This is a genomic window from Dietzia sp. NPDC055877 (genome assembly GCF_053615975.1).
On the sequence record NZ_JBSHCV010000008.1, the window covers coordinates 80,148 to 98,643 of the forward strand.

The 18,496-nt window shown below is 70.9% G+C and carries 19 protein-coding genes; 7 read left to right on the top strand and 12 right to left on the bottom strand.

Annotated features, from left to right (window positions below; genetic code table 11):
- Position 1 precedes the first annotated feature (1 nt).
- Together ACWGLC_RS10710 and ACWGLC_RS10715 are read left to right on the top strand one after the other, a co-directional pair.
- Complete coding sequence (locus ACWGLC_RS10710) at positions 2–397, top strand: GntR family transcriptional regulator (RefSeq protein WP_230928570.1); 396 nt, start codon at positions 2–4, stop codon at positions 395–397.
- Between the two features lie 220 nt (positions 398–617).
- On the top strand, positions 618–905 hold the full coding sequence (locus ACWGLC_RS10715) for a hypothetical protein (protein WP_452099897.1): 288 nt from the start codon (positions 618–620) through the stop codon (positions 903–905).
- An 82-nt stretch (positions 906–987) separates the two neighbouring features.
- On the opposite strand, the gene ACWGLC_RS10720 is transcribed toward ACWGLC_RS10715, so the two are convergent.
- From ACWGLC_RS10720 to ACWGLC_RS10735, 4 genes are all read right to left on the bottom strand, one after another.
- Positions 988–2,274: an adenylosuccinate synthase gene (locus ACWGLC_RS10720; RefSeq protein ID WP_452099898.1), complete on the bottom strand. Its 1,287-nt coding sequence runs from the start codon at positions 2,272–2,274 to the stop codon at positions 988–990.
- 111 nt (positions 2,275–2,385) lie between these two features.
- Positions 2,386–3,288, bottom strand: a complete 903-nt coding sequence (locus tag ACWGLC_RS10725; RefSeq protein ID WP_452099899.1) for a 5-oxoprolinase subunit C family protein — start codon at positions 3,286–3,288, stop codon at positions 2,386–2,388.
- On the bottom strand, positions 3,285–4,070 hold the full coding sequence (locus tag ACWGLC_RS10730) for a 5-oxoprolinase subunit B family protein (RefSeq protein WP_452099900.1): 786 nt from the start codon (positions 4,068–4,070) through the stop codon (positions 3,285–3,287). Before ACWGLC_RS10730 ends, ACWGLC_RS10725 begins: the two co-directional genes overlap by 4 nt.
- Before the next feature lie 12 nt (positions 4,071–4,082).
- Positions 4,083–4,910, bottom strand: coding sequence for a LamB/YcsF family protein (locus ACWGLC_RS10735; protein ID WP_452099901.1), 828 nt, complete (start codon positions 4,908–4,910; stop codon positions 4,083–4,085).
- Between the two features lie 131 nt (positions 4,911–5,041).
- Between ACWGLC_RS10735 and ACWGLC_RS10740 the strand changes: the two genes are divergently transcribed.
- On the top strand, positions 5,042–5,698 hold the full coding sequence (locus ACWGLC_RS10740; protein WP_344993639.1) for a hypothetical protein: 657 nt from the start codon (positions 5,042–5,044) through the stop codon (positions 5,696–5,698).
- Here ACWGLC_RS10740 and ACWGLC_RS10745 read toward each other — a convergent pair.
- Both ACWGLC_RS10745 and ACWGLC_RS10750 read right to left on the bottom strand, forming a co-directional pair.
- A complete protein-coding gene (locus ACWGLC_RS10745) occupies positions 5,643–6,932 on the bottom strand; it encodes an FUSC family protein (RefSeq protein ID WP_452099902.1) in 1,290 nt (429 codons plus the stop codon). The two genes, ACWGLC_RS10740 and ACWGLC_RS10745, sit on opposite strands and share 56 nt — an antisense overlap.
- Complete coding sequence (locus ACWGLC_RS10750; protein ID WP_452099903.1) at positions 6,889–7,305, bottom strand: DUF3151 domain-containing protein; 417 nt, start codon at positions 7,303–7,305, stop codon at positions 6,889–6,891. Before ACWGLC_RS10750 ends, ACWGLC_RS10745 begins: the two co-directional genes overlap by 44 nt.
- Before the next feature lie 344 nt (positions 7,306–7,649).
- Here ACWGLC_RS10750 and ACWGLC_RS10755 point away from each other — a divergent pair, with 344 nt between their 5' ends.
- Positions 7,650–9,104 (top strand): NAD(P)-binding domain-containing protein, encoded by a 1,455-nt coding sequence (locus tag ACWGLC_RS10755; RefSeq protein ID WP_452099904.1) that lies wholly within the window; start codon positions 7,650–7,652, stop codon positions 9,102–9,104.
- 52 nt (positions 9,105–9,156) lie between these two features.
- Positions 9,157–10,887: an alkaline phosphatase D family protein gene (locus tag ACWGLC_RS10760; protein WP_452099905.1), complete on the top strand. Its 1,731-nt coding sequence runs from the start codon at positions 9,157–9,159 to the stop codon at positions 10,885–10,887.
- A gap of 180 nt (positions 10,888–11,067) precedes the next feature.
- Here ACWGLC_RS10760 and ACWGLC_RS10765 read toward each other — a convergent pair whose 3' ends face one another.
- Positions 11,068–12,459: an outer membrane protein assembly factor BamB family protein gene (locus ACWGLC_RS10765; RefSeq protein ID WP_452099906.1), complete on the bottom strand. Its 1,392-nt coding sequence runs from the start codon at positions 12,457–12,459 to the stop codon at positions 11,068–11,070.
- A 181-nt stretch (positions 12,460–12,640) separates the two neighbouring features.
- Here ACWGLC_RS10765 and ACWGLC_RS10770 point away from each other — a divergent pair, with 181 nt between their 5' ends.
- Complete coding sequence (locus ACWGLC_RS10770; protein WP_452099907.1) at positions 12,641–13,228, top strand: Rv0361 family membrane protein; 588 nt, start codon at positions 12,641–12,643, stop codon at positions 13,226–13,228.
- A 240-nt stretch (positions 13,229–13,468) separates the two neighbouring features.
- On the opposite strand, the gene fbaA is transcribed toward ACWGLC_RS10770, so the two are convergent.
- The gene (gene fbaA / locus ACWGLC_RS10775) at positions 13,469–14,512 is read right to left on the bottom strand and encodes a class II fructose-bisphosphate aldolase (protein WP_452099908.1); all 1,044 of its coding nucleotides are present in this window, start codon (positions 14,510–14,512) and stop codon (positions 13,469–13,471) included.
- A 190-nt stretch (positions 14,513–14,702) separates the two neighbouring features.
- Between fbaA and ACWGLC_RS10780 the strand changes: the two genes are divergently transcribed.
- Entirely contained in the window at positions 14,703–15,353 is a 651-nt protein-coding gene (locus tag ACWGLC_RS10780) for a DedA family protein (RefSeq protein ID WP_452099937.1), read from the top strand.
- Here ACWGLC_RS10780 and ACWGLC_RS10785 read toward each other — a convergent pair.
- Genes ACWGLC_RS10785 through pyrE form a run of 4 tightly spaced genes read right to left on the bottom strand, consistent with a single transcriptional unit; the run spans position 15,339 to position 18,357 of the window.
- On the bottom strand, positions 15,339–16,334 hold the full coding sequence (locus ACWGLC_RS10785; protein WP_452099909.1) for an MsnO8 family LLM class oxidoreductase: 996 nt from the start codon (positions 16,332–16,334) through the stop codon (positions 15,339–15,341). The two genes, ACWGLC_RS10780 and ACWGLC_RS10785, sit on opposite strands and share 15 nt — an antisense overlap.
- Positions 16,335–16,352: 18 nt before the next feature.
- Entirely contained in the window at positions 16,353–17,042 is a 690-nt protein-coding gene (locus ACWGLC_RS10790) for a TrmH family RNA methyltransferase (protein ID WP_452099910.1), read from the bottom strand.
- Entirely contained in the window at positions 17,039–17,797 is a 759-nt protein-coding gene (locus tag ACWGLC_RS10795) for a lysoplasmalogenase family protein (RefSeq protein ID WP_452099911.1), read from the bottom strand. Before ACWGLC_RS10795 ends, ACWGLC_RS10790 begins: the two co-directional genes overlap by 4 nt.
- A 2-nt stretch (positions 17,798–17,799) precedes the next feature.
- Entirely contained in the window at positions 17,800–18,357 is a 558-nt protein-coding gene (gene pyrE / locus ACWGLC_RS10800) for an orotate phosphoribosyltransferase (RefSeq protein WP_452099912.1), read from the bottom strand.
- Positions 18,358–18,496 lie beyond the last annotated feature (139 nt).

Sequence of the window (18,496 nt, forward strand, 5' to 3'; positions counted from 1 at the left end):
CATGAGCGAAGCGGGGGTCGGCTCGCAGGTTGACGGGATCATTCTGGCACTGGACCCACACTCGACCGAGCCACCGTTTCGCCAGCTCAAGGGGCAGATCGTCGAGGCCATCCGCCGTGGAACGCTGACCCCCGGGACCCGCATGCCGGCGATCCGCACCATGGCGACTGAGGTCGGGATCGCGGCAAGGACGGCAGCCAAGGTCTACAGCGAACTCGAAGAGGCGGGAATGTTGGAGGGCCGCGGCCGCTCGGGAACCTTCGTCACGGCTCCCGATCTGACGAGCGCAGTTCTGACCCGTGCCGCCGAGGAGTTCGCCGAACGGGCCGTCGGCTCTGGTTTCACGTTGAACGAGGCGATCACGGCGGTTCGTGTCGCCTATAGCCACGTCGACTGATCAGTCTCGCCTCCTTCGATTGGTCGCGATCCTGCAGGCATCGACCGACCAGAGAGGGTGCGAATCCCTCGCGGCAACCGGGCCCGATCGACTCGGCCGACTCGATCAACCGGCCCGACCGACTCGACCGGGCCGCCCCCCTTGTCCAGCAGCGAGCCGCGAGGCCGTGAAGTGCGGCATTCTCGGTAATGCCCCTGTCAACACACCCGATAGGACGTACATGAACAAGTCCCGCACCGGTTCCTTCGCCGCCGCTCTGGCGCTGACCGCCGCCACCGTGGCAGTCGCCCCCGCCCATGCCGCCCCCGCCGCCACCGTGGATTCGGCAATCGTTCACTACGACACGACCGGCGCCGAGTCCTCAGCGAGCGGGTCCCTGGAGAACGAGACTGTACAGGTGGGGCTGATCCTCATCGCCGGCATCGGCGTCTCGATCGCGTTGGCGGTCGGCGCGGGCATCGGTGGCGGCGCTATCGAACTACCGCCCATCCCCGGGCTCCCGGTCTAAGCGCCCCCCGCAGCGAGACCAGCGCCCCGCACCCTTCAGGAGAAGGGCGCGGGGCGCTCGTGAGCTCGCGCAGCGAACAGCCTCAGACCAGGATGTCGCGCCGCACCACGTTCTGGTCGCGGCCGGGCCCCACGCCGATGTACGACATGTGGCAGCCGGCCAGCTCCTCGAGCCGCAGCACGTAATCACGGGCCTCAGGCGGCAGATCCTCGAAGACGCGGGCTCCGGTGATGTCCTCTTCCCAGCCCGGCATGGTCTCGTAGATCGGCTCGGCGTGGTGGAAGTCGGTCTGCGACATGGGCATCTCGTCGTGCCGCACGCCGTCCACGTCGTAGGCCACGCAGATCGGGATCTCGCCAATGCCGGTGAGTACGTCCAGCTTCGTCAGGAAGTAGTCGGTGAAGCCGTTGACGCGCGCGGCGTACCGGGCGATCACGGCGTCGTACCAGCCACAGCGGCGGGTGCGGCCGGTGTTGACGCCCACCTCACCGCCGGTGACCTGCAGGTACTCGCCCCACTTGTCGAAGAGCTCGGTGGGGAACGGCCCGGCGCCCACGCGGGTGGTGTACGCCTTGACGATGCCCAGCGAGTGGGTGATCTTGGTGGGCCCGATGCCCGAACCCACGCAGGCGCCACCGGCGGTCGGGTTGGACGACGTCACGAACGGGTAGGTGCCGTGGTCCACGTCGAGCATGGTGGCCTGGCCACCCTCCATGAGCACGGACTCGCCGCGCTCGAGCGCCTGGTTGAGCATGAGCGTGGTGTCGGCGACCATCGGCCGCAGCCGGTCGGCGTAACCGAGGAAGTACTCGACCATCTCCTCGACCTCGACCGCGCGACGGTTGTAGATCTTGACCAGGATCTGGTTCTTGAGGTGCAGCGCGCCCTCGATCTTCTGCCGCAGGATCGACTCGTCGAACACGTCCTGGACGCGGATCCCCACGCGCGAGACCTTGTCGGCGTAGGTGGGGCCGATGCCGCGCCCGGTGGTGCCGATGGCCTTCTTGCCGAGGAACCGCTCGGTGACCTTGTCGAGCTGCTGGTGGTACGGCGCCACGAGGTGCGCGTCGGCGGAGATCCGCAGGCGGGAGGTGTCGGCGCCGCGCGCCTGCAGTCCCTCGATCTCCTCGAAGAGCGCCTCCAGGTTCACCACCACGCCGTTGCCGATCACCGGCACGGCGGTGGGCGAGAGGATGCCCGCGGGCAGGAGCTTGAGCTCGTACTTCTCACCGCCCACCACGACGGTGTGGCCGGCGTTGTTCCCGCCGTTGGGCTTGACCACGTAGTCCACGTGGCCGCCCAGGATGTCGGTGGCCTTACCCTTGCCCTCGTCGCCCCACTGGGCGCCGATCAGAACGATCGCTGGCATGGTTCGCATTCACCTCGAATGAGTCGTCGTCACGGTGCACCGGCGTCAGACACCTGACAGCGAATCCGCGCACACCAACGCCCCAGAATAGTCCGTACCGCCGTGAACACCCTAGTCGGCGACGCCCCGCAGCCTGCGGAATCGCACCGGCGTTCCCGGTAGAAGCTGCGAGATCGCGTCCGCGGACCGCGCGGTGAGCACACCGATGACGGGGTACCCGCCGGTCACCGGGTGGTCGGGGCCGAACACCACGGGCGCACCGTCGGCCGGTATCTGTACCGCGCCGCGCACCATGCCCTCGCTGGGGATCTCCGCGCGGGAGAGCCGCGGGACGGGGCGGGCGGGGTCGATGCGCACGCCCACCCGGTCGGCGTGCCCGCTGACGTGCCCGGTGCGAGCGAGCACGTCCCACGCCTCGTCGGGGAACAGGTCGTCGCGCGGCCCGGGGATCACGTCCAGCTCGACGCCCACGTCACCGCTGGTGGGGCCGACGCCGCCACCCACCGCGGGGTGCCAGCCCTCGGCCCACGGCCCCGCCACGAGGTCGCCCACGCCGAGCCGGTCCCCCGCGACGACGGGTGGCGGCCCCAGTGCGGCGAGGGTGTCGCGCGAGCGGCTGCCCAGCACGGGCGTCACGTCGATGCCGCCGCGCGCGGCCAGGTAGGCGCGAAGTCCGGCGTCGGGCCGCCCGATCTCCAGGGTCGCTCCGGCCTCGAGTCGGAGGACCTCGCCCGTGGCGGCGGTGCGGCGGGACCCGCCCGGGGAGACGACGACGACAACGCCCACCGCCCCCGTCACCGCCACCACCGCCGGGACATCGGTCAGTATGGTCAGCCCGCCGAGCAGCACCTCGAGGACGGCGGCCGCGGGGTCGGTGCCGACTGCCCGCAGCGCGGTGGCCGCGGCGGCGCGATCGGCGGCCCCCGAGGAGGTCACCCCGATGTCGGCGTGCCCGGGCCGGCCCAGGTCCTGCACAAGCGCCGACGGCCCGGCCCGGAGCACCAGCAGACTCATCTGGCCCCTCCGGCGCTGCCGATGTCGGCGCTGCCGGCGCTGCCGGCGCTGCCGGCGCCGTCTGCACCGATGTCACGGAACCGCACGAGCGTGCCGGGCGCGAGCAGTGCGGGCTGCGGACGATCGATGTCCCACAGTGGCGCGTCGGTGGTGCCGAGCAGTCGCCACCCGCCGGGTGAAGCGCCGGGGTAGACGGCGCAGAACCGGTCGGCCACGGCCACCGATCCCGCCGGCACCTTCGGCCGGGGCGAATCCAGCCGCGGGATCGTCGGCATCGGCCCGGGGCCCGGGTCAGCGCCGGTATCGAGTTCGCCGGCTCCGAGTTCTCGCGCGTCGACGAGGTAGAAGAAGCCCGGCGCGAACCCACCGAACGCGGCCTTCCACGTGATCGAGGTGTGCATCCGGACGAACGCCTCGACAGGGACGCCGGCCAGCTCGGCGACGTCGGCCAGGTCGGGGCCGTCGTAGCGGACATCCAGCGTCACCGTGCCCGCTGCAGCACCAGCCCCAGTGTCTGACCGAGCGACCGACCCAGCCTCAGCCCCGGGGTCGGAGCGCGCCGTGGGGCCGGCTGCGAGCAGGGCCTCCAGCGCCTGCCGCAGCCGCGGCAGATCGGCGGCACCGCGGGCGGTCACCAGCACCGAGCGAGCGGCCGCCACCACGTCCGCCGCCCCGAGACGCGCGGCCCCGATCTCCTCGGCCCACCCGACCGCAGCCGCGAGATCCGCGCACTCCAGCAACAGCGCCGCCTCTCCGCAGGGGCGGATCCTCGTCGTCGTCATGGCGGACCGGACCTACCCGGCCCCGGGCGGCTCCACGAACGGCGCCACCTCCACGCCGGCGGCCTCCAGGTCGCCCCGCACCCGGCGGGCCACGTCGAGCGCACCGGGGGTGTCGCCGTGCACGCACACCGACGCCGCGTCGATCACCACGTGCGCCCCGCCCGCGGCCGTGATCTCCTGGCCGCTCGCCATGGCCACCACGCGCGCGGCGACCTGGTCCGGGTCGCTCAGGACCGCGCCCGGCTCGCCGCGTGGCACCAATGTGCCGTCAGGCCGGTACCCGCGGTCGGCGAACGCCTCCGCCACCGCCCGCACCCCGGCGGCCGACGCGTGGTCGAGCACCACCGACCCCGGCAGTCCGAGCACCGGCAGCGGCTCCTCCCGGGCCAGCTCGGCGTAGCGCAGCACGGCGTCCACCACGCCGGCCGCCTGCTCCGCGTCGTGGACAATACGGTTGTAGAGGGCGCCGTGGGGCTTGAGGTAGCACACCCGCGTGCCGTGGCGGCGGGCGGCCATGTCGAGCTCCTCCAGCTGGAACTGCACCAGGCGGGCGACCTCCTCACGCGACAGGTCCTGCGCCACCCGCCCGAAGTTGGCCCCGTCCCGGTACGAGGGGTGCGCGCCCAGCGCGACGCCCCGCTGCGCGGCGGCCACGGCGGTGGCATTCATGGTGGGCCGGTTCCCGGCGTGGAATCCGCAGGCGACGTTGGCCGAGGTCACCACGTCGAGCAGCGCGGCATCGTCCGGGTCGGGGCCGGCGCCAGGTGCGAGCGACGCGGCCCAGCGCGGCGTCCCCCGGCGGGCCTCACCGAGGTCGCAGTTGAGGTCGATCCTGCGCATTCCTCCATCCTGCCCCACATGTCGACTCCGGTCCGGCGCTCCGGCCGTGGTTCGACCCCCTCGCGGGCCCCGCCCCGCCGGCGACAGCCCCTGGTTCGCCCCCGCGGCCCGGGACGGTCATGATGGAAGTCATGATCGTCATCCGCTGCGGCTCGACGCCGGTCCCGACGGTCCTGGGTGAGCACTCGCGCATCGAGGTGAGCGAAGTGCCCAACAAGGACGAGATCAACCGGGCGCTGGCAGAGGTCGGAACCCGGCGCCGCCTCCTGGTGTGTGGCACCGACGCCGGCCTGTCCGCGCTGCTCACGCGCCTCATGCGCACCGAGAATCTCGATGTGGAGATCGCCTACATCGCCGAGGACGCCACCCCGGCCACGCGCGCCTACGGACTGCCGACGGGCTCGGCGGCCGCGAAGCTGGGCGTGCAGGGCCGGGCGCACGAGGTGCCGTTGGTGCGCGACGAGACCGGGGCGGTGCTGGTGGGCGAGGCCACCGTGACCGGTACCGGCGACGACGTGCTGGTGGGCGAGGCCTACGCCGACGACGACAGGGTCTTCACCGGCAAGGTCGACGCCCTCACGGTCCGCGTCTCCCGCGACATGCCGGGAGTTCGCGCCACCGCGGACCGGCCGCGCAGGTTCCGGCGTCGGCAGTGGTTCCAGGCGCGCGCCGTCCAGGTGGGCACGCCCGGCGCACTGATCACCCGCGACGGCATCACCGCGCGGCGGCCGGTCAAGAGGACGACCTTCTACCGTCATATCGAGCCATTGAGGCTCGTGTTGCCTTGAACGGGGGCAGCACCGACGTCGGCCGGTCCGGCGAATCGGGCCACTCCTCGAGCAACTCCGGCTCCACCGACGGGGTCCGCACGGTCGGCGGCAGGGTGGCCACGGCCGAGATCTTGCTCAACCCCGCCACCTGCATCATGTCCACCAGGACCGAGCGGACCTGTGCCAGCATCACGGTCTCTGTCAGGCCCGGGTCGAACAGCAGCTCACGCTTGGCGCGCGAGGCCACGGCCCGCAGCTCGCGGTGGACCTGCGCGTCCTTGGGCGCGTCAGGGTCGTTCGCCACCCGCCGCGCCAGCAGCTCCACCGCGTCGGAGAGCGACCTGAGCAGCGCGACCAGCGCGGGCGGCACGTCCACCTGGTCGTCCACGGCGACGATCGCCCGTCGCGCGAGCACACGGATGTTGCGGATGCCGTTGTCCAGCGGGTTGAGGACCGCCGCGAGCGTGACCTCCTCGGGCCTGCGCCGCCGGTAGAACGGCGAGATCTTCACGAGCTCGCGCGCCCCGGCGAGCTGCTCCTCGATCGCGTCGATCGCCGGCTGGGTGTCGCGCGCGTCCTGCAGCGCGCGTCGGATCCGGTCCGAATCGCGGGTCTCCAACCCGTCCGCCACCTCCCCGAGTACCGAGGACGCCACGCCCAGCAGCGATGCAGCCTCGCGGCGGACCCGCTTGAGGGGGTGGACCGGCATCAACGCCATGAGGAGCAGCGCCACGGCGCCGCCGACGGACGCATCGACCATCCGATCGTAACCGCCGGTACTGCCCGGCGGCAGAAGCGTGGCCACGAGGATCGCCGACGACGCCGCCTGGGTCCCCACCAGGGCGCCCCGGTCGAGGAACACCGCCGCCGACATCGCCAGCACCACCACGACCGTGATCTGCCACGGCCCCGAGCCGATGTGCGCGATGAGCAGGTCGCCCAGACCGACGCCCACCACTACTCCGATCACGAGTTCGATGCCGCGGCGCACCCGCCGGCCCATGCCGATGCCCAGCGCGATGGCCGCGGCGATGGGCGCGAAGAACGGTCGCGGGTGGTGCAGGAGGTCGTTGGCGATGAACCAGGCCAGGCCAGCGGCGATACCGCACTGCAGGATCGGCAGGAATGCGTACGCCAGACGCCGGCTCCGCGTCCTCAGCGGAACCGGCAGCGCGGCGTAGACGCCCAGCGCGCGGGCGTCGAGTCGGTCACGCCAGGCCGAGAGGCGCGGCGGCGTGCGGGTCTGACTCATTGATCAGGTCCAGACAACGGATGTACTCGTCCTCCTCGCCGATGGTCTGCGCGGCACGGGCCAGTGCGGCGACGGCGCGCAGAAAGCCCCGGTTGGGCTCATGGTCATACGGCACCGGGCCGAAGCCCTTCCAGCCGTGGCGGCGCAGCTGGTCGAGGCCGCGATGGTAGCCGGTGCGGGCGAACGCGTACGCCGACACCGCGTCATCGGCGTCCAGCGCGCGCTCGGCCAGCTCCGCCCATGCGACCGACGCCGACGGGTGCGAGGCCGCCACCGTGCGGGGTTCCTCGCCCGCGGCGAGGGCGTCCTCCGCCTCCGGGTCGCCGGTCAGACGGGTGGGCGGGGGGCCGAGAAGGTCTCCGAACTGGGTCATGCGTTCCATTGTCCATGATTCCGCCGAGCGACTGGCCGCGTGCGTGCAGGGACCACCCGCCCCAGACCACATCGCTGCTGGTTGAGACGTCACATACGCAGGAGAAGGCTGAAGCGAACGCTTGTGAAGTGCAGTTTTGCTATCATGAAGGACATGCGGCGTTCCGAAAGGGCGCCGCGCGCTCGTTGCTGGCGCCCCTCCCGGGTCGCCGCTCCTGAGCGGGATCGTGGTGTCGGTGTCGAGGCCTCGGAGCGCGGATCATATGAGTCGATCGCGCCGGGTATTGCCTCCGCCGGGGCCAGTCGGAGAAACGGACAGGCCGCACGTGGGCCGGAAGGAAATCTGTGTCAAGACAGCGTATTGCGATTATCGGAGCCGGACCGAGCGGGATCGCCGCACTGCGGGCATTCGAGTCCGCCCAGCGCGCCGGGGCGAAGATCCCCGAGATCGTCGCCTACGAGAAGCAGGACGACTGGGGCGGGCAGTGGAACTACGACTGGCGTTCCGGCACGGACCGCTACGGCGAGCCGGTGCACTCCTCGATGTACCGCAACCTGTGGTCCAACGGCCCCAAGGAGGCCCTGGAGTTCGCCGAGTACACCTTCGACCAACACTTCGGCCGGCCCATTTCCTCGTACCCGCCGCGCGAGGTGCTGTGGGACTACATCGACGGCCGCGTCCGCAGGTCCAAGGTCAAGAACAAGGTGCAGTTCTCGACCGCGGTCCGTTGGGTGGACTACGACCGCGACCAGGACACCTTCACCGTGACGGTGGAGAACCTGCGCTCGGGCAAGACCACCAGCTCCGAGTTCGACCGGGTGATCGTGGCCAGCGGCCACTTCAGCTTCCCGAACGTCCCCGACTTCGAGGGGATCGAGACCTTCCCCGGCTCGGTGCGGCACGCCCACGACTTCCGTGGCGCGGAGGCCCTCGACGGCAAGCGCGTTCTGCTGATCGGCGCCTCGTACTCGGCCGAGGACATCGGCGTGCAGGCACACAAGATGGGCGCCGCCTCCGTGACGATGTCCTACCGCACCAGCCCCATGGGCTACGACTGGCCAGACGGTATCGAGGAGCTCCCGCTCCTCGACCGGTTCGAGGGTCAGACCGTCCACTTCTCGAACGGCGAGACCCGCGAGTTCGACGCCGTGATCCTGTGCACCGGGTACCTGCACAAGTACCCGTTCCTGCCGGCCGAGCTGGCGCTGCAGTCACCGAACAACATCTACCCCGCCGGCCTCTACCGCGGCGTGGTCTGGCAGAAGAACCCGAAGCTGTACTACCTGGGCGCCCAGGACCAGTGGTTCACGTTCAACATGTTCGACGCGCAGGCCTGGTACGTCCGCGACCTCATCCTCGGCCGGGCCACGCTGCCCGCCGCCGAGCAGCGTGCCGCCCATATGCGCTCGTGGCGTAAGCGCTTCCAGGAGCTGGACGGCGATGCCGACGACGTGCGCTTCCAGGGTGACTACATCCGGGACCTCATCGAGGCCACGGACTACCCGATGTTCGACATCGACGAGGTCGTGCAGATCTTCCTGGACTGGAAGGAGGACAAGGTGAAGAACATCCTCACCTACCGCGACAAGAACCACCGCTCGGTCATGACCGGCACCATGGCCACCACGCACCACACCCCGTGGCTGGAGGAGCTCGACGACTCCCTCGAGCGCTACCTGTCCACGCCGGCGGAGTCGGCCGCGCCCACCGACTCTGACCAGCCTTCCGAGACCGTGGTGATCAGCGAGGAGATCTCCGTCAACGGCGTCGACGGCCACGCCCGCGTGAACGTTCGGTGACGACTAGGCGGAGTTCGCCCCGGAATACCTGAGCGAGCGGCAAACTGGACGCATGACTGTGCCGTCCTCCCCCGCGTCGTCGTCCACCCCGTCCGGCCGGGCCGCCACCGGGCTCAACCGGCGGACCGTTCTCCGGGCCGGGGCGCTGGCCGGCGCCGCTGTCGGCACCGGGGCGTTCGCCGGTCAGGCCGCCACCGCCGGCGCGGCCGTTCCGGTCGGCGCCGGGGCCCCCGCGGGCGGCGCGGTGGCGGCCTTCCAGCACGGCGTCGCGTCGGGCGACCCCATGGCGGACCGCGTCATCCTGTGGACGCGCGTGACGCCGTCCGCCGAGGCCGCCCCCGGGTCGGGGATCGGCGACGCCGTCGTCGTCGAATGGGAGGTCTCCCCCGACCCCTCGTTCGTCACCATCACCGCCTCGGGCAGCGTCACCACCGACGCCGGGCGCGACCACACGGTCAAGTTCGACGCCACCGGCCTGGCCCCCGACAGCTGGTACCACTACCGCTTCCGCGCCCTGGGCCAGACCTCGCCCGTCGGCCGCACCCGCACCGCCCCCGCCGACGGCGCCATGCCCGCCTCCGGCCGCTGGCGCACCGGCGTGGTCTCCTGCTCCAACTGGGAGGCCGGCTACTTCGCCGGGTACCGCCACCTCACGCAGCGTGGCGACCTCGACGTGGTGATCGAGCTCGGCGACTACATCTACGAGTACGAGCGCGGCGGGTACACGGCCAAGTTCGGCGCCGTCCGCCCCCACGACCCGCCGCACGAGATCGTCACCCTCGCCGACTACCGCATCCGCATGGCGCAGTACCACACCGACCCGGACCTGCAGTCGCTGCACGCGCACGTGCCGTGGATCTGCACCTGGGACGACCACGAGCTCGCCAACGACGCCTGGGAGCACGGCGCCGAGAACCACCAGCCGCACGAGGGCTCGTGGGCCGACCGCAAGGCCGCCGGCTCGCAGGCCTACTTCGAGTGGATGCCGATCCGGCCCGACTCGCTGCGCGACGGCGGCTTCCTCTACCGCCGCCTACGCTGGGGCGCGCTCGCCGAGCTGAACATGCTCGACCTGCGCTCGTACCGCACCGAGTCGCCCGGCCGGTTCGACGGCCGCGCGGTCGACCAGACCGGCACCATGACCGGCGCCGAGCAGTTCGACTGGCTGGCCCGCGGCCTGGGCTCGTCGACCGCCCGCTGGAACGTGATCGGCAATTCCGTGATGGTCGCGCCGGTGCTGATCCCGCCGCTCGACAACCGCACCATGAGCGCCATGACCGAGTTGCTGAGCATGCCGCGCGAGGGCATCACCTACAACTCCGACCAGTGGGACGGGTACGCCGGTGAGCGCCGCCGCCTGTTCGAGGTGATCCGCGCGACCGGTAACCGCAACTTCGTGTTCCTCACCGGCGACATCCACAGCTCGTGGGTCAACGAGGTGCCCACCGACGCCGCGGACTACCCGGGCGCCGGCACCGATGCGGTGGAGTTCGTGACCCCGTCGATCACCAGCAACAACGTCGACGACATCCTGGGGCTGCCCGAGGGCAACGGCCTGTCCGCGGCCGCGCAGGGCGCGCTGATGGGCGCGAATCACCACATCCGCTGGGTGGACCTGGACCGGCACGGTTACACGGTGGTCGAGTTCACGCAGGACTACGCGCACGCCGACTACTGGGCGCTGCACGATCACACGCGCGCCGACAGCGGGGCCTACCCCGTGCACAGCTGGCGGACCGCGCACGGCACCAACCAGGTGGCGCCCGCCGGCCCGCTGCCCTGAGGTCAGGCGGATCCGTGGCCGGCTTCGTCACCGGCCACGATCCGCCGCTGGGATTCGCTGCCCCTGCCCGATCCGCTCCTCGGATTCACGGCTCCCGCCCGATCTGCCGCTCGGATCTCGATTTGCTTGCGGACCTCCGGCGACAGATCGATCTCCGAGCGGCGGATCTCCGGTCGCGCGTCAGTACGCCGGATCGAGCGACCCCGCGTCGGCGCCGAGCGACCCCGCGGCCGCACCCAGGGCCTCACCGGCCGAGCCGAGCGGCGCCGCAGGGTCGCCGAGGCTCGCCAGCGAACCCCCCGCCGCCGGGCCGTCCGGGAACTCGGCCAGCGGCACGAAGTAGACGTTGCGGCTCTGGCTGGGCACGACCAGTGTCTCGTCCACGACGATCGGCCCGGCGGGTGCCAGTGCGCCGTCGAGTTCCAGGACCCCGGTGGTCGCTCCCGTCGCCGTGTCCAGACGATAGACATCGCCGGCGGTCGTCGAGAAGTAGACGTCGTCGCCCACTGCCACCGGGGCCGCCTTGATCGTCCCGATCGGATTGCGCCAGATCCTCACGCCGGTGTGCAGGTCGTAGGCGTAGGCAGCACCCGTGGTCGGGCTGCCCACGTACACGACCCCGTCGTGGATCATCGGCGCACCCGACCGGTTGTTGGTCGGCGCCGGTCCCACACCGAGCACGTCGCGCCACATGATCTCGCCTGACCGCGTGTCCATCGCCACGATGGAGTGCTCCTCACGAAAGCCCGCCGGCCCCGGGATGAGGGCACGATTGGCGGTGGTCACCACGACGCCCGCGTCGACCGCCGGCGGCACGTCGTCGAGCCCGCGGTTGAACTCGGGGAACTCCCGTTGCCACGCGAAGTCGTCGACCCCCGTGTCGTAGGCGAAAAAAGTGTACGGAGCCGGGGCCCCACCGCCGAAGAACAGGACGCCGTCCCGCTCGGACGGAGAGGACATGCTGGCGATATGGCCGGTCTCGACCACGTCGAGCGCCTCTCCCGTGCCCGGATCCAGCTTGTACAGTCGCCGGTCCCCGGTCACGGCCCAGACCGCGCCGCCCACGGCCACCGGCGTCGGCATCACCTCGCCGGGTGTGTCGTGGCGCCACAGGATCTCGCCCGTGTCGGGGTCAAGTCCCAGGACTCCGCTCTCGCCGGTACCGCGGTACCCCTCCGAGCCGTCCTGGAAGAAGCGGTTCCCGAATCCGACGAACACCCATCCGTCGGCGTGGATCATCTCCGAATGCACCCAGTTCGGGGCCTGCGCCTGCCAGAGCAGCTGACCGGTCGTCAGGTCGAACGCCTGCAACTCGCCGCTGTCGTGATTACCCACGAAGACCTTGCCGTCGGCGACCACGGGGGTCGCCCGCACCTCGTTCGCGGTGGGGATCGTCCCGCTGAATATTTCATTCACGCCGGAGACCACGCGGGGGTTGTTCGTGGAGGTGTGCCGGTATTGGGTCCAGTCGGCGGGGTCCGCGTGGGCTGATCCGATGCCGGCGAGGACGACCGCCGAGGCGAGCAGAAAGCTGGTCATGACACGGCGTGGATCGAGTCGCGTTGAAGGCATACCGGAAGGGTAACTTGCTGTTTCCTGAGACAGACCTGGCAGTCCGCTCTCTGTGCCGCCACGCCCCGGTCGCTTGTCCGCATCGGAGACGGACGCTGCTGCCGGGCTCACAGGTGGTTCCGCTACCGTGGCGGGTCGATGCGCTCCGACCGGGGCGCGCGAGCCGTACCGGGAGTAGTGGATGACGACGACGAGCCAGCAACCACCCGCCGGGGACCCGTCCCGAGGTCCCGGTGCAGGCGGCCGCGGAGCGGGCGATTGCGGAGAAGCGGCGCGGCCCGCCCGTCGGGGCTCGCTGGTCTGGGCGGGCGTTTTCCTCGCGGTGGTCGTCCTGGTCGCCGTGCTGGGCTGGCTGTTCACGATGGGCCCCATGTCTTCGGCGGGCAGGGTCGAGCGCGAGGTCGCGCAGACGCTCGACGACATGAGCGCGGCCGAGTCGTTCGCCGAGTTCAACAGCCACATGTGTGCGGAGAACCGCGTCCCTCAGGAACTGGTGGATCAGATCACCGCCTCGGGCGAACAGACCGGCACGGACCTGGACTCGATGCTGCGGGAGTCCATCGCGGGATCGTTCCCGGCCGACCTGCAGGTCACCGGCGTCGAGGTCGACGGCAACGGGACCGAGGCCAGCGCGACTGTCGAGTCCGGCGGCGAGGACGGCGAGACGACGAACGAGCAGATCCAGATGCGTAACGAAGACGGGGCGTGGAAACTCTGCGAGCCCGGCGTCGGCATGGGCGCCGTCCCGCAGGAGGGCCAGCCCGGCTGATCGCTCCCTGACTCACCCGTGCGACCGCTCGCCGCCCATGAGATGTCGCGTAGACGCCGCGCCGCCTATCCGATGTCGCGCCACCTGCCAGATCTGACAGGCAGCGCGACATCAGATAGGCGGCGTGCGACCACATGGCCGATATTGCGGCCACCCGGCCCCGGCGCATGGCCAGCCGGCAAGCGAAGAGCCCCGAAACCTCGATGAGGTCGCGGGGCTCTCGCCGTCAGGGAGGTCAGATCAGGCCTTGACGCCCTTGGACTTGCCGGCCGACTTGAGGTCGTTGCACGCCTCGACGACGCGCTCGGACATGGCCTGCTCAGCCTTCTTGAGGTACGAGCGGGGGTCGTAGACCTTCTTGTTGCCCACCTCGCCGTCGACCTTCAGCACACCGTCGTAGTTGCCGAACATGTGCGCGGCGATCGGGCGGGTGAACGCGTACTGGGTGTCGGTGTCCACGTTCATCTTGATGACGCCGTAGCTCAGCGCCTCCTCGATCTCGCTCTTGGCCGAGCCCGAGCCGCCATGGAAGACGAAGTCGAACGGCAGGTCGCCGGCGTTGAGGCCGAGCTTCTCGACGGCCACGTCCTGGCCCATCTTGAGGACCTCGGGCTTGAGCTTGACGTTGCCCGGCTTGTACACGCCGTGGACGTTGCCGAATGTCGCCGCGAGCAGGTAGCGCTGACCGGTGTTGCCGGCGCCGAGCGCGTCGAGGGTCGCCTGGAAGTCCTCGCGAGTGGTGTAGAGCTTCTCGTTGATCTCGTTCTCGACACCGTCCTCCTCGCCGCCGACGACGCCGATCTCGATCTCGAGGATCTGCTTGGCGTTGGCCGTCTTCTCGAGGAGTTCCTTGGCGATCTCGAGGTTCCGGTCGAGCGGGGTGGCCGAGCCGTCCCACATGTGCGACTGGAACAGCGGGTTCTCGCCGCGGTCGACACGCTCCTGGGAGATCTCGATGAGGGGGCGGACGAAGGTGTCCAGCTTGTCCTCGGGGCAGTGGTCCGTGTGCAGCGCGACCAGGATGTCGTACTTCTCCGCGATGACGTGCGCGAACTCAGCGAGCGCGACGGCACCGGTCACCATGTCCTTGACGTTCAGGCCGGAGCCGAACTCGGAACCACCGGTGGAGAACTGGATGATGCCATCCGAGCCGGCATCGGCGAAGCCCTTGATGGCTGCGTTGATGGTCTCCGAGGAGGTGCAGTTGATCGCCGGGTAGGCGAACCCCTCCGTGCGGGCCCGGTCGAGCATGTCCTTGTACTGCTCCGGGGTGGCGATAGGCATTGACGATCCTCCAGATGTCGGCGCTGTGATTGGCCCCATCCTACGAGGTATCGGGAGGTAGCGGGCCCAGGGCCGGTAGTGCCCCCGCTCCTTCAGCGGATTCCCAGGTGTACAGGCATACCCTCGTAGGGTGAATACCCAGATCCTGGCCGAACAGGCACAGCACGTGGTGGCCCTGGGCCCCGGCTTCATGGACCCGGAATTCTGGCTTTCCGGCGACGGCCCGTTCGGCAATGCGATCCTGCCGGCCCTGCTCGCCGTGGTGTTCATCGAGTCCGGCCTGCTGTTCCCGTTCCTGCCCGGCGACTCGCTGCTCTTCACCGCGGGCCTGCTCACCCAGCAGGACAGTCCCTTCGCCCCGCTGTGGGTCGTTCTGGTGACGGCACCGATCGCCGCGTTCCTCGGCGACCAGGTCGGCTACTTCATCGGCAACCGGTGGGGGCACCATCTCCAGAACCGGCCGGACGGGCGGATCTTCAAGCAGGCGTACATCACCGAGGCCCACGAGTTCTTCGAGAAATGGGGTCCGGCGACGATCATCCTGTGCCGCTTCGTGCCGATCGTCCGTACGTACGCTCCGCTGGTCGCGGGCATGGCCGGGATGCGCTACCGCGTGTTCGTCACCTACAACGTCGTGGGCGCGGTGCTCTGGGCAGCGGGCGTCACCGCACTGGGTGCGTGGCTGGGGCAGTTCACATTCATCAAGGACCACATCGACCTGATCCTCATCGGGATCGTGCTGGTGTCCGTGCTGCCGATGATCATCACGGCCGGCCCCAAGCTGATCGACCGGATCCGCAACGGGCCCGCGGCCCCGGCCTCTGACCTACCCGGCGAGTAGGCCCGCCAGAGCCGCGTCGGATCGCGCGAGCGCCTCACGGTCGTACATCGACGTGGAGGCCATGACCTCGTCGGCGCTCGTACGCTCGACCATCGCGGCCAATTGGGCGGCGACCCGCTCGGCGTCGCCGTAGAGGGTTCCGGCGATCCACTCGTCCATCCGGCGCAGCTGCTGCGGCCGGAACTTCCGGCCCATCACCTCGGCCGGCGAGCGCAACGGCCCGAACGCCCCGGTTTCGCGGGACTCGGCCATCGCCCAGGCCTCCGAGGCCAGCAGCTCGCGCGCGGCGGTGGTCGACTCGGCGACCGCGACCTCCAGGCTCACCACCACGTAGGGCTCCGATGTGGCACCGCCCCGCCGGAAATCCGCGCGGTAGCGCTCCAGCGGCGTCGGGTCGGCGAGCAGCCGGGGCCCGCCCACCACGACGGGCAGCCCCGCCCGTGCCGCGATCTCCAGGCCACGGCCCGTCGCGAGTACGAAGACCGGCGGCGGATCCTCGATGACGGGCAGCGCGGTGACGGGGCCGCGCCCGTGCAGGAAGTCCAGAACCGAGCTGATGTCGTGGGTGAAGGCGTCGTCGTCGTACTCCTCGACACCGAGCGCCGCGCGCACCGGCGCGGTGAATCCCAGGGACCGCCCGACGCCCAGGTCGATCCGGCCCGGGTACAGGGCCTCGAGCATGGCGAACTGCTCGGCGACGATCATCGGGCGGTGGTGGGGCAGCATCACGCCGCCGGAGCCCAGGCGGATGCGCCCGGTGCGCGCCGCGGCGGCCGCGATCAGGAGCTGCGGGCTGCCGCTGGCGATGCCGGGGACCGAGTGGTGCTCGGCCATCCAGAAGCGGTGAAAGCCCAGAGAGTCAGCGTGTTCGGCCCGGCGTAGCGTCGCCTCGAGGGCGGAGGCATGCGGCTCGGCGTGGCGGGTGCGGGACCGATCCAGCAGTGAGAGCCGGAGCGTGTCCGGCAGGTCGGTGGAGGCCACGGCCCCACCGTAGCGCCGTCAGTTCCCGGGCGCTCCGGCGTGTTCACGGATCCAGGCGTGCATCGCGATGCCGGCGGCGACGCCCGCGTTGATCGAGCGGGTCGAGCCGAACTGGGCGATGGAGACGGTCTTGGCGGCCCGCAGGCGCGCGTCGTCGCTGACCCCGGGCCCCTCCTGGCCGAAGAGCAGGACGCACCCGCGTGGCAGCCGCGCGGTCTCGAGCGGTTCGGCGCCGGGGAGATTGTCGACGGCGACGACGGGCAGCCCCTCCGACTCCGCCCACGTCATGAGTTCGGCGACGTCGGCGTGATGCCGAAGATGCTGATAGCGGTCGGTGACCATGGCTCCTCGGCGGTTCCACCTGCGGCGCCCGATGATGTGCACCTCGGCGGCCAGGAAGGCGTTGGCGGTGCGGACGACCGTGCCGATGTTGGCGTCATGGCCGAAGTTCTCGATGGCCACGTGGAACTGGTGCCGGTGGGTGTCGAGGTCGGCGACGATCGCCTCGCGGCGCCAGTACCGGTACCGGTCGACGACGTTGCGGCGGTCGCCGGCATCCAGCAGCTCGGGATCCCACTGATCACCGGTCGGGCGGGGCCGCCCCGGGTGCTCGATCTCCCACGGGCCGACGCCGACCTGCCCGTCGCCCCACTCGGTCGGCCCGGCAACGTCCTGCCCCGCCGGGTCGGCAGCGTCGGCCGAGTTCACCGCCCGCTTCCGGTGAACCTGGCCGCCGCGGCGGTTCCGGTGAGCATGAGCAGCGCGGCTGTCGCGTAGGTGTCGATCACGCCGACGTCCAGCGCGCGGGCCGACAGTGAACCGCCCTCGGCCTTGCGGCGGGCCAGGATCAGGCCGTCGCTCAGCAGGAAGGCCGGCCCGGCCACCGCCAGCACCGATGCCGCCGGCCCGTGCGACCGGTCGACCGAGGTGGCCAGCGCCGACAGGGCGGCCAGGAGCCCGCCATATGCGGCGAGCGGAGCGTTCTCCTTGCCCTCGGCCAGCAGCACCGCGCCCGCTCCGCCCGCGACGACCCCGTGCACGGCAGCCTGCAGCGGTTTGAAGCGCAGCCCTGAGCGCAGCATCAGCGAGCCGATCGCCAGGTGCCCGACGCCGAACGCCGCGGCGCCCGCGATCAGACGGCCCTTCGACCGACTGGCGTGCCCGCCGCCGAGCATGAGGATCACGTCGCCCGTGGTGTAGCCCGCGGCGGTGGCCGACAGCAGCGCCGTGTCGGCCGCGGAAAGCCGCCCCTCGCGCATCGCGATCGCCAGCGCCGCCGGGACGATGAGCGGCTTGCACAGCTTCTCCAACGCGCCGAACTGCGTGGCCTTGGCGATCTCGGTGCCGCCGGTGGCCGCGAGGAACGCGGGCCCCTCCGGACGCGAGGTGTCGATCAGGGAATCGACGCGCTTCTTCAGCGCCTGCCCCAGGGTGGCTGCGAACGCACTCGTCGTCGTTGTCATCGTCACTCCAGTCCCAGGTCGGCCAGGCCCAGCAAGGCCCGGTACTCCACGCCCTCGGCGCGGATCACGTCGTCGGCTCCCGTCGCGCGGTCCACCACGGTGGCCACCCCCACGACCTCGGCGCCCGCCTCACGCAGGGCCTGCACAGCGGTCAGCGGCGAGTTTCCCGTGGTGGTGGTGTCCTCCACGACCAACACCCGCTTGCCCACGATGTCCGGTCCCTCCACGCGGCGCTGCATACCGTGCTTCTTGGCCTCCTTGCGCACCACACACGCGTCGATCGGCCGGCCGGGCGCGTGCATGATCGCGGTGGCGACCGGGTCCGCGCCGAGGGTCAACCCGCCCACCGCGTCGAACTCCCAGTCCGCGGTCAACTCACGCAGGAGCCGCCCGATCAGCGGCGACGCTTCGTGGTGGAGGGTCGCGCGACGAAGATCGACGTAGTAGTCCGCCTCGCGGCCGGACGAGAGCGTGACGCGACCATGGACGACGGCGAGCTCGGCCACCAGCTCGGCGAGCCTGCGGCGCGCGTCGGGATCGACATCGGGGGCGGCGGTCATCGGGCTCCTTGAGGTCGGTGCAGCTGACGCTGATGACTCTAGACGGCCCCTCAGACAGACACCGACGGGTCCGCCACCCGGCTGCCGCAACGCGAAGGGCCCGCCCGCGCATCCAGCGCGGGTGGGCCCCCGGGCTTGT

Excerpts from the sequence above, each read along its gene's own strand:
- ACWGLC_RS10710 (WP_230928570.1), top strand. The coding sequence starts at position 2 with ATGAGCGAAGCGGGGGTCGGCTCGCAGGTTGACGGGATCATTCTGGCA.
- ACWGLC_RS10715 (WP_452099897.1), top strand. The coding sequence starts at position 618 with ATGAACAAGTCCCGCACCGGTTCCTTCGCCGCCGCTCTGGCGCTGACC.
- ACWGLC_RS10720 (WP_452099898.1), bottom strand. The coding sequence starts at position 2,274 with ATGCCAGCGATCGTTCTGATCGGCGCCCAGTGGGGCGACGAGGGCAAG.
- ACWGLC_RS10725 (WP_452099899.1), bottom strand. The coding sequence starts at position 3,288 with ATGAGTCTGCTGGTGCTCCGGGCCGGGCCGTCGGCGCTTGTGCAGGAC.
- ACWGLC_RS10730 (WP_452099900.1), bottom strand. The coding sequence starts at position 4,070 with ATGACGACGACGAGGATCCGCCCCTGCGGAGAGGCGGCGCTGTTGCTG.
- ACWGLC_RS10735 (WP_452099901.1), bottom strand. The coding sequence starts at position 4,910 with ATGCGCAGGATCGACCTCAACTGCGACCTCGGTGAGGCCCGCCGGGGG.
- ACWGLC_RS10740 (WP_344993639.1), top strand. The coding sequence starts at position 5,042 with ATGATCGTCATCCGCTGCGGCTCGACGCCGGTCCCGACGGTCCTGGGT.
- ACWGLC_RS10745 (WP_452099902.1), bottom strand. The coding sequence starts at position 6,932 with ATGAGTCAGACCCGCACGCCGCCGCGCCTCTCGGCCTGGCGTGACCGA.
- ACWGLC_RS10750 (WP_452099903.1), bottom strand. The coding sequence starts at position 7,305 with ATGACCCAGTTCGGAGACCTTCTCGGCCCCCCGCCCACCCGTCTGACC.
- ACWGLC_RS10760 (WP_452099905.1), top strand. The coding sequence starts at position 9,157 with ATGACTGTGCCGTCCTCCCCCGCGTCGTCGTCCACCCCGTCCGGCCGG.
- ACWGLC_RS10765 (WP_452099906.1), bottom strand. The coding sequence starts at position 12,459 with ATGCCTTCAACGCGACTCGATCCACGCCGTGTCATGACCAGCTTTCTG.
- ACWGLC_RS10770 (WP_452099907.1), top strand. The coding sequence starts at position 12,641 with ATGACGACGACGAGCCAGCAACCACCCGCCGGGGACCCGTCCCGAGGT.
- fbaA (WP_452099908.1), bottom strand. The coding sequence starts at position 14,512 with ATGCCTATCGCCACCCCGGAGCAGTACAAGGACATGCTCGACCGGGCC.
- ACWGLC_RS10780 (WP_452099937.1), top strand. The coding sequence starts at position 14,703 with ATGGACCCGGAATTCTGGCTTTCCGGCGACGGCCCGTTCGGCAATGCG.
- ACWGLC_RS10795 (WP_452099911.1), bottom strand. The coding sequence starts at position 17,797 with ATGACAACGACGACGAGTGCGTTCGCAGCCACCCTGGGGCAGGCGCTG.
- pyrE (WP_452099912.1), bottom strand. The coding sequence starts at position 18,357 with ATGACCGCCGCCCCCGATGTCGATCCCGACGCGCGCCGCAGGCTCGCC.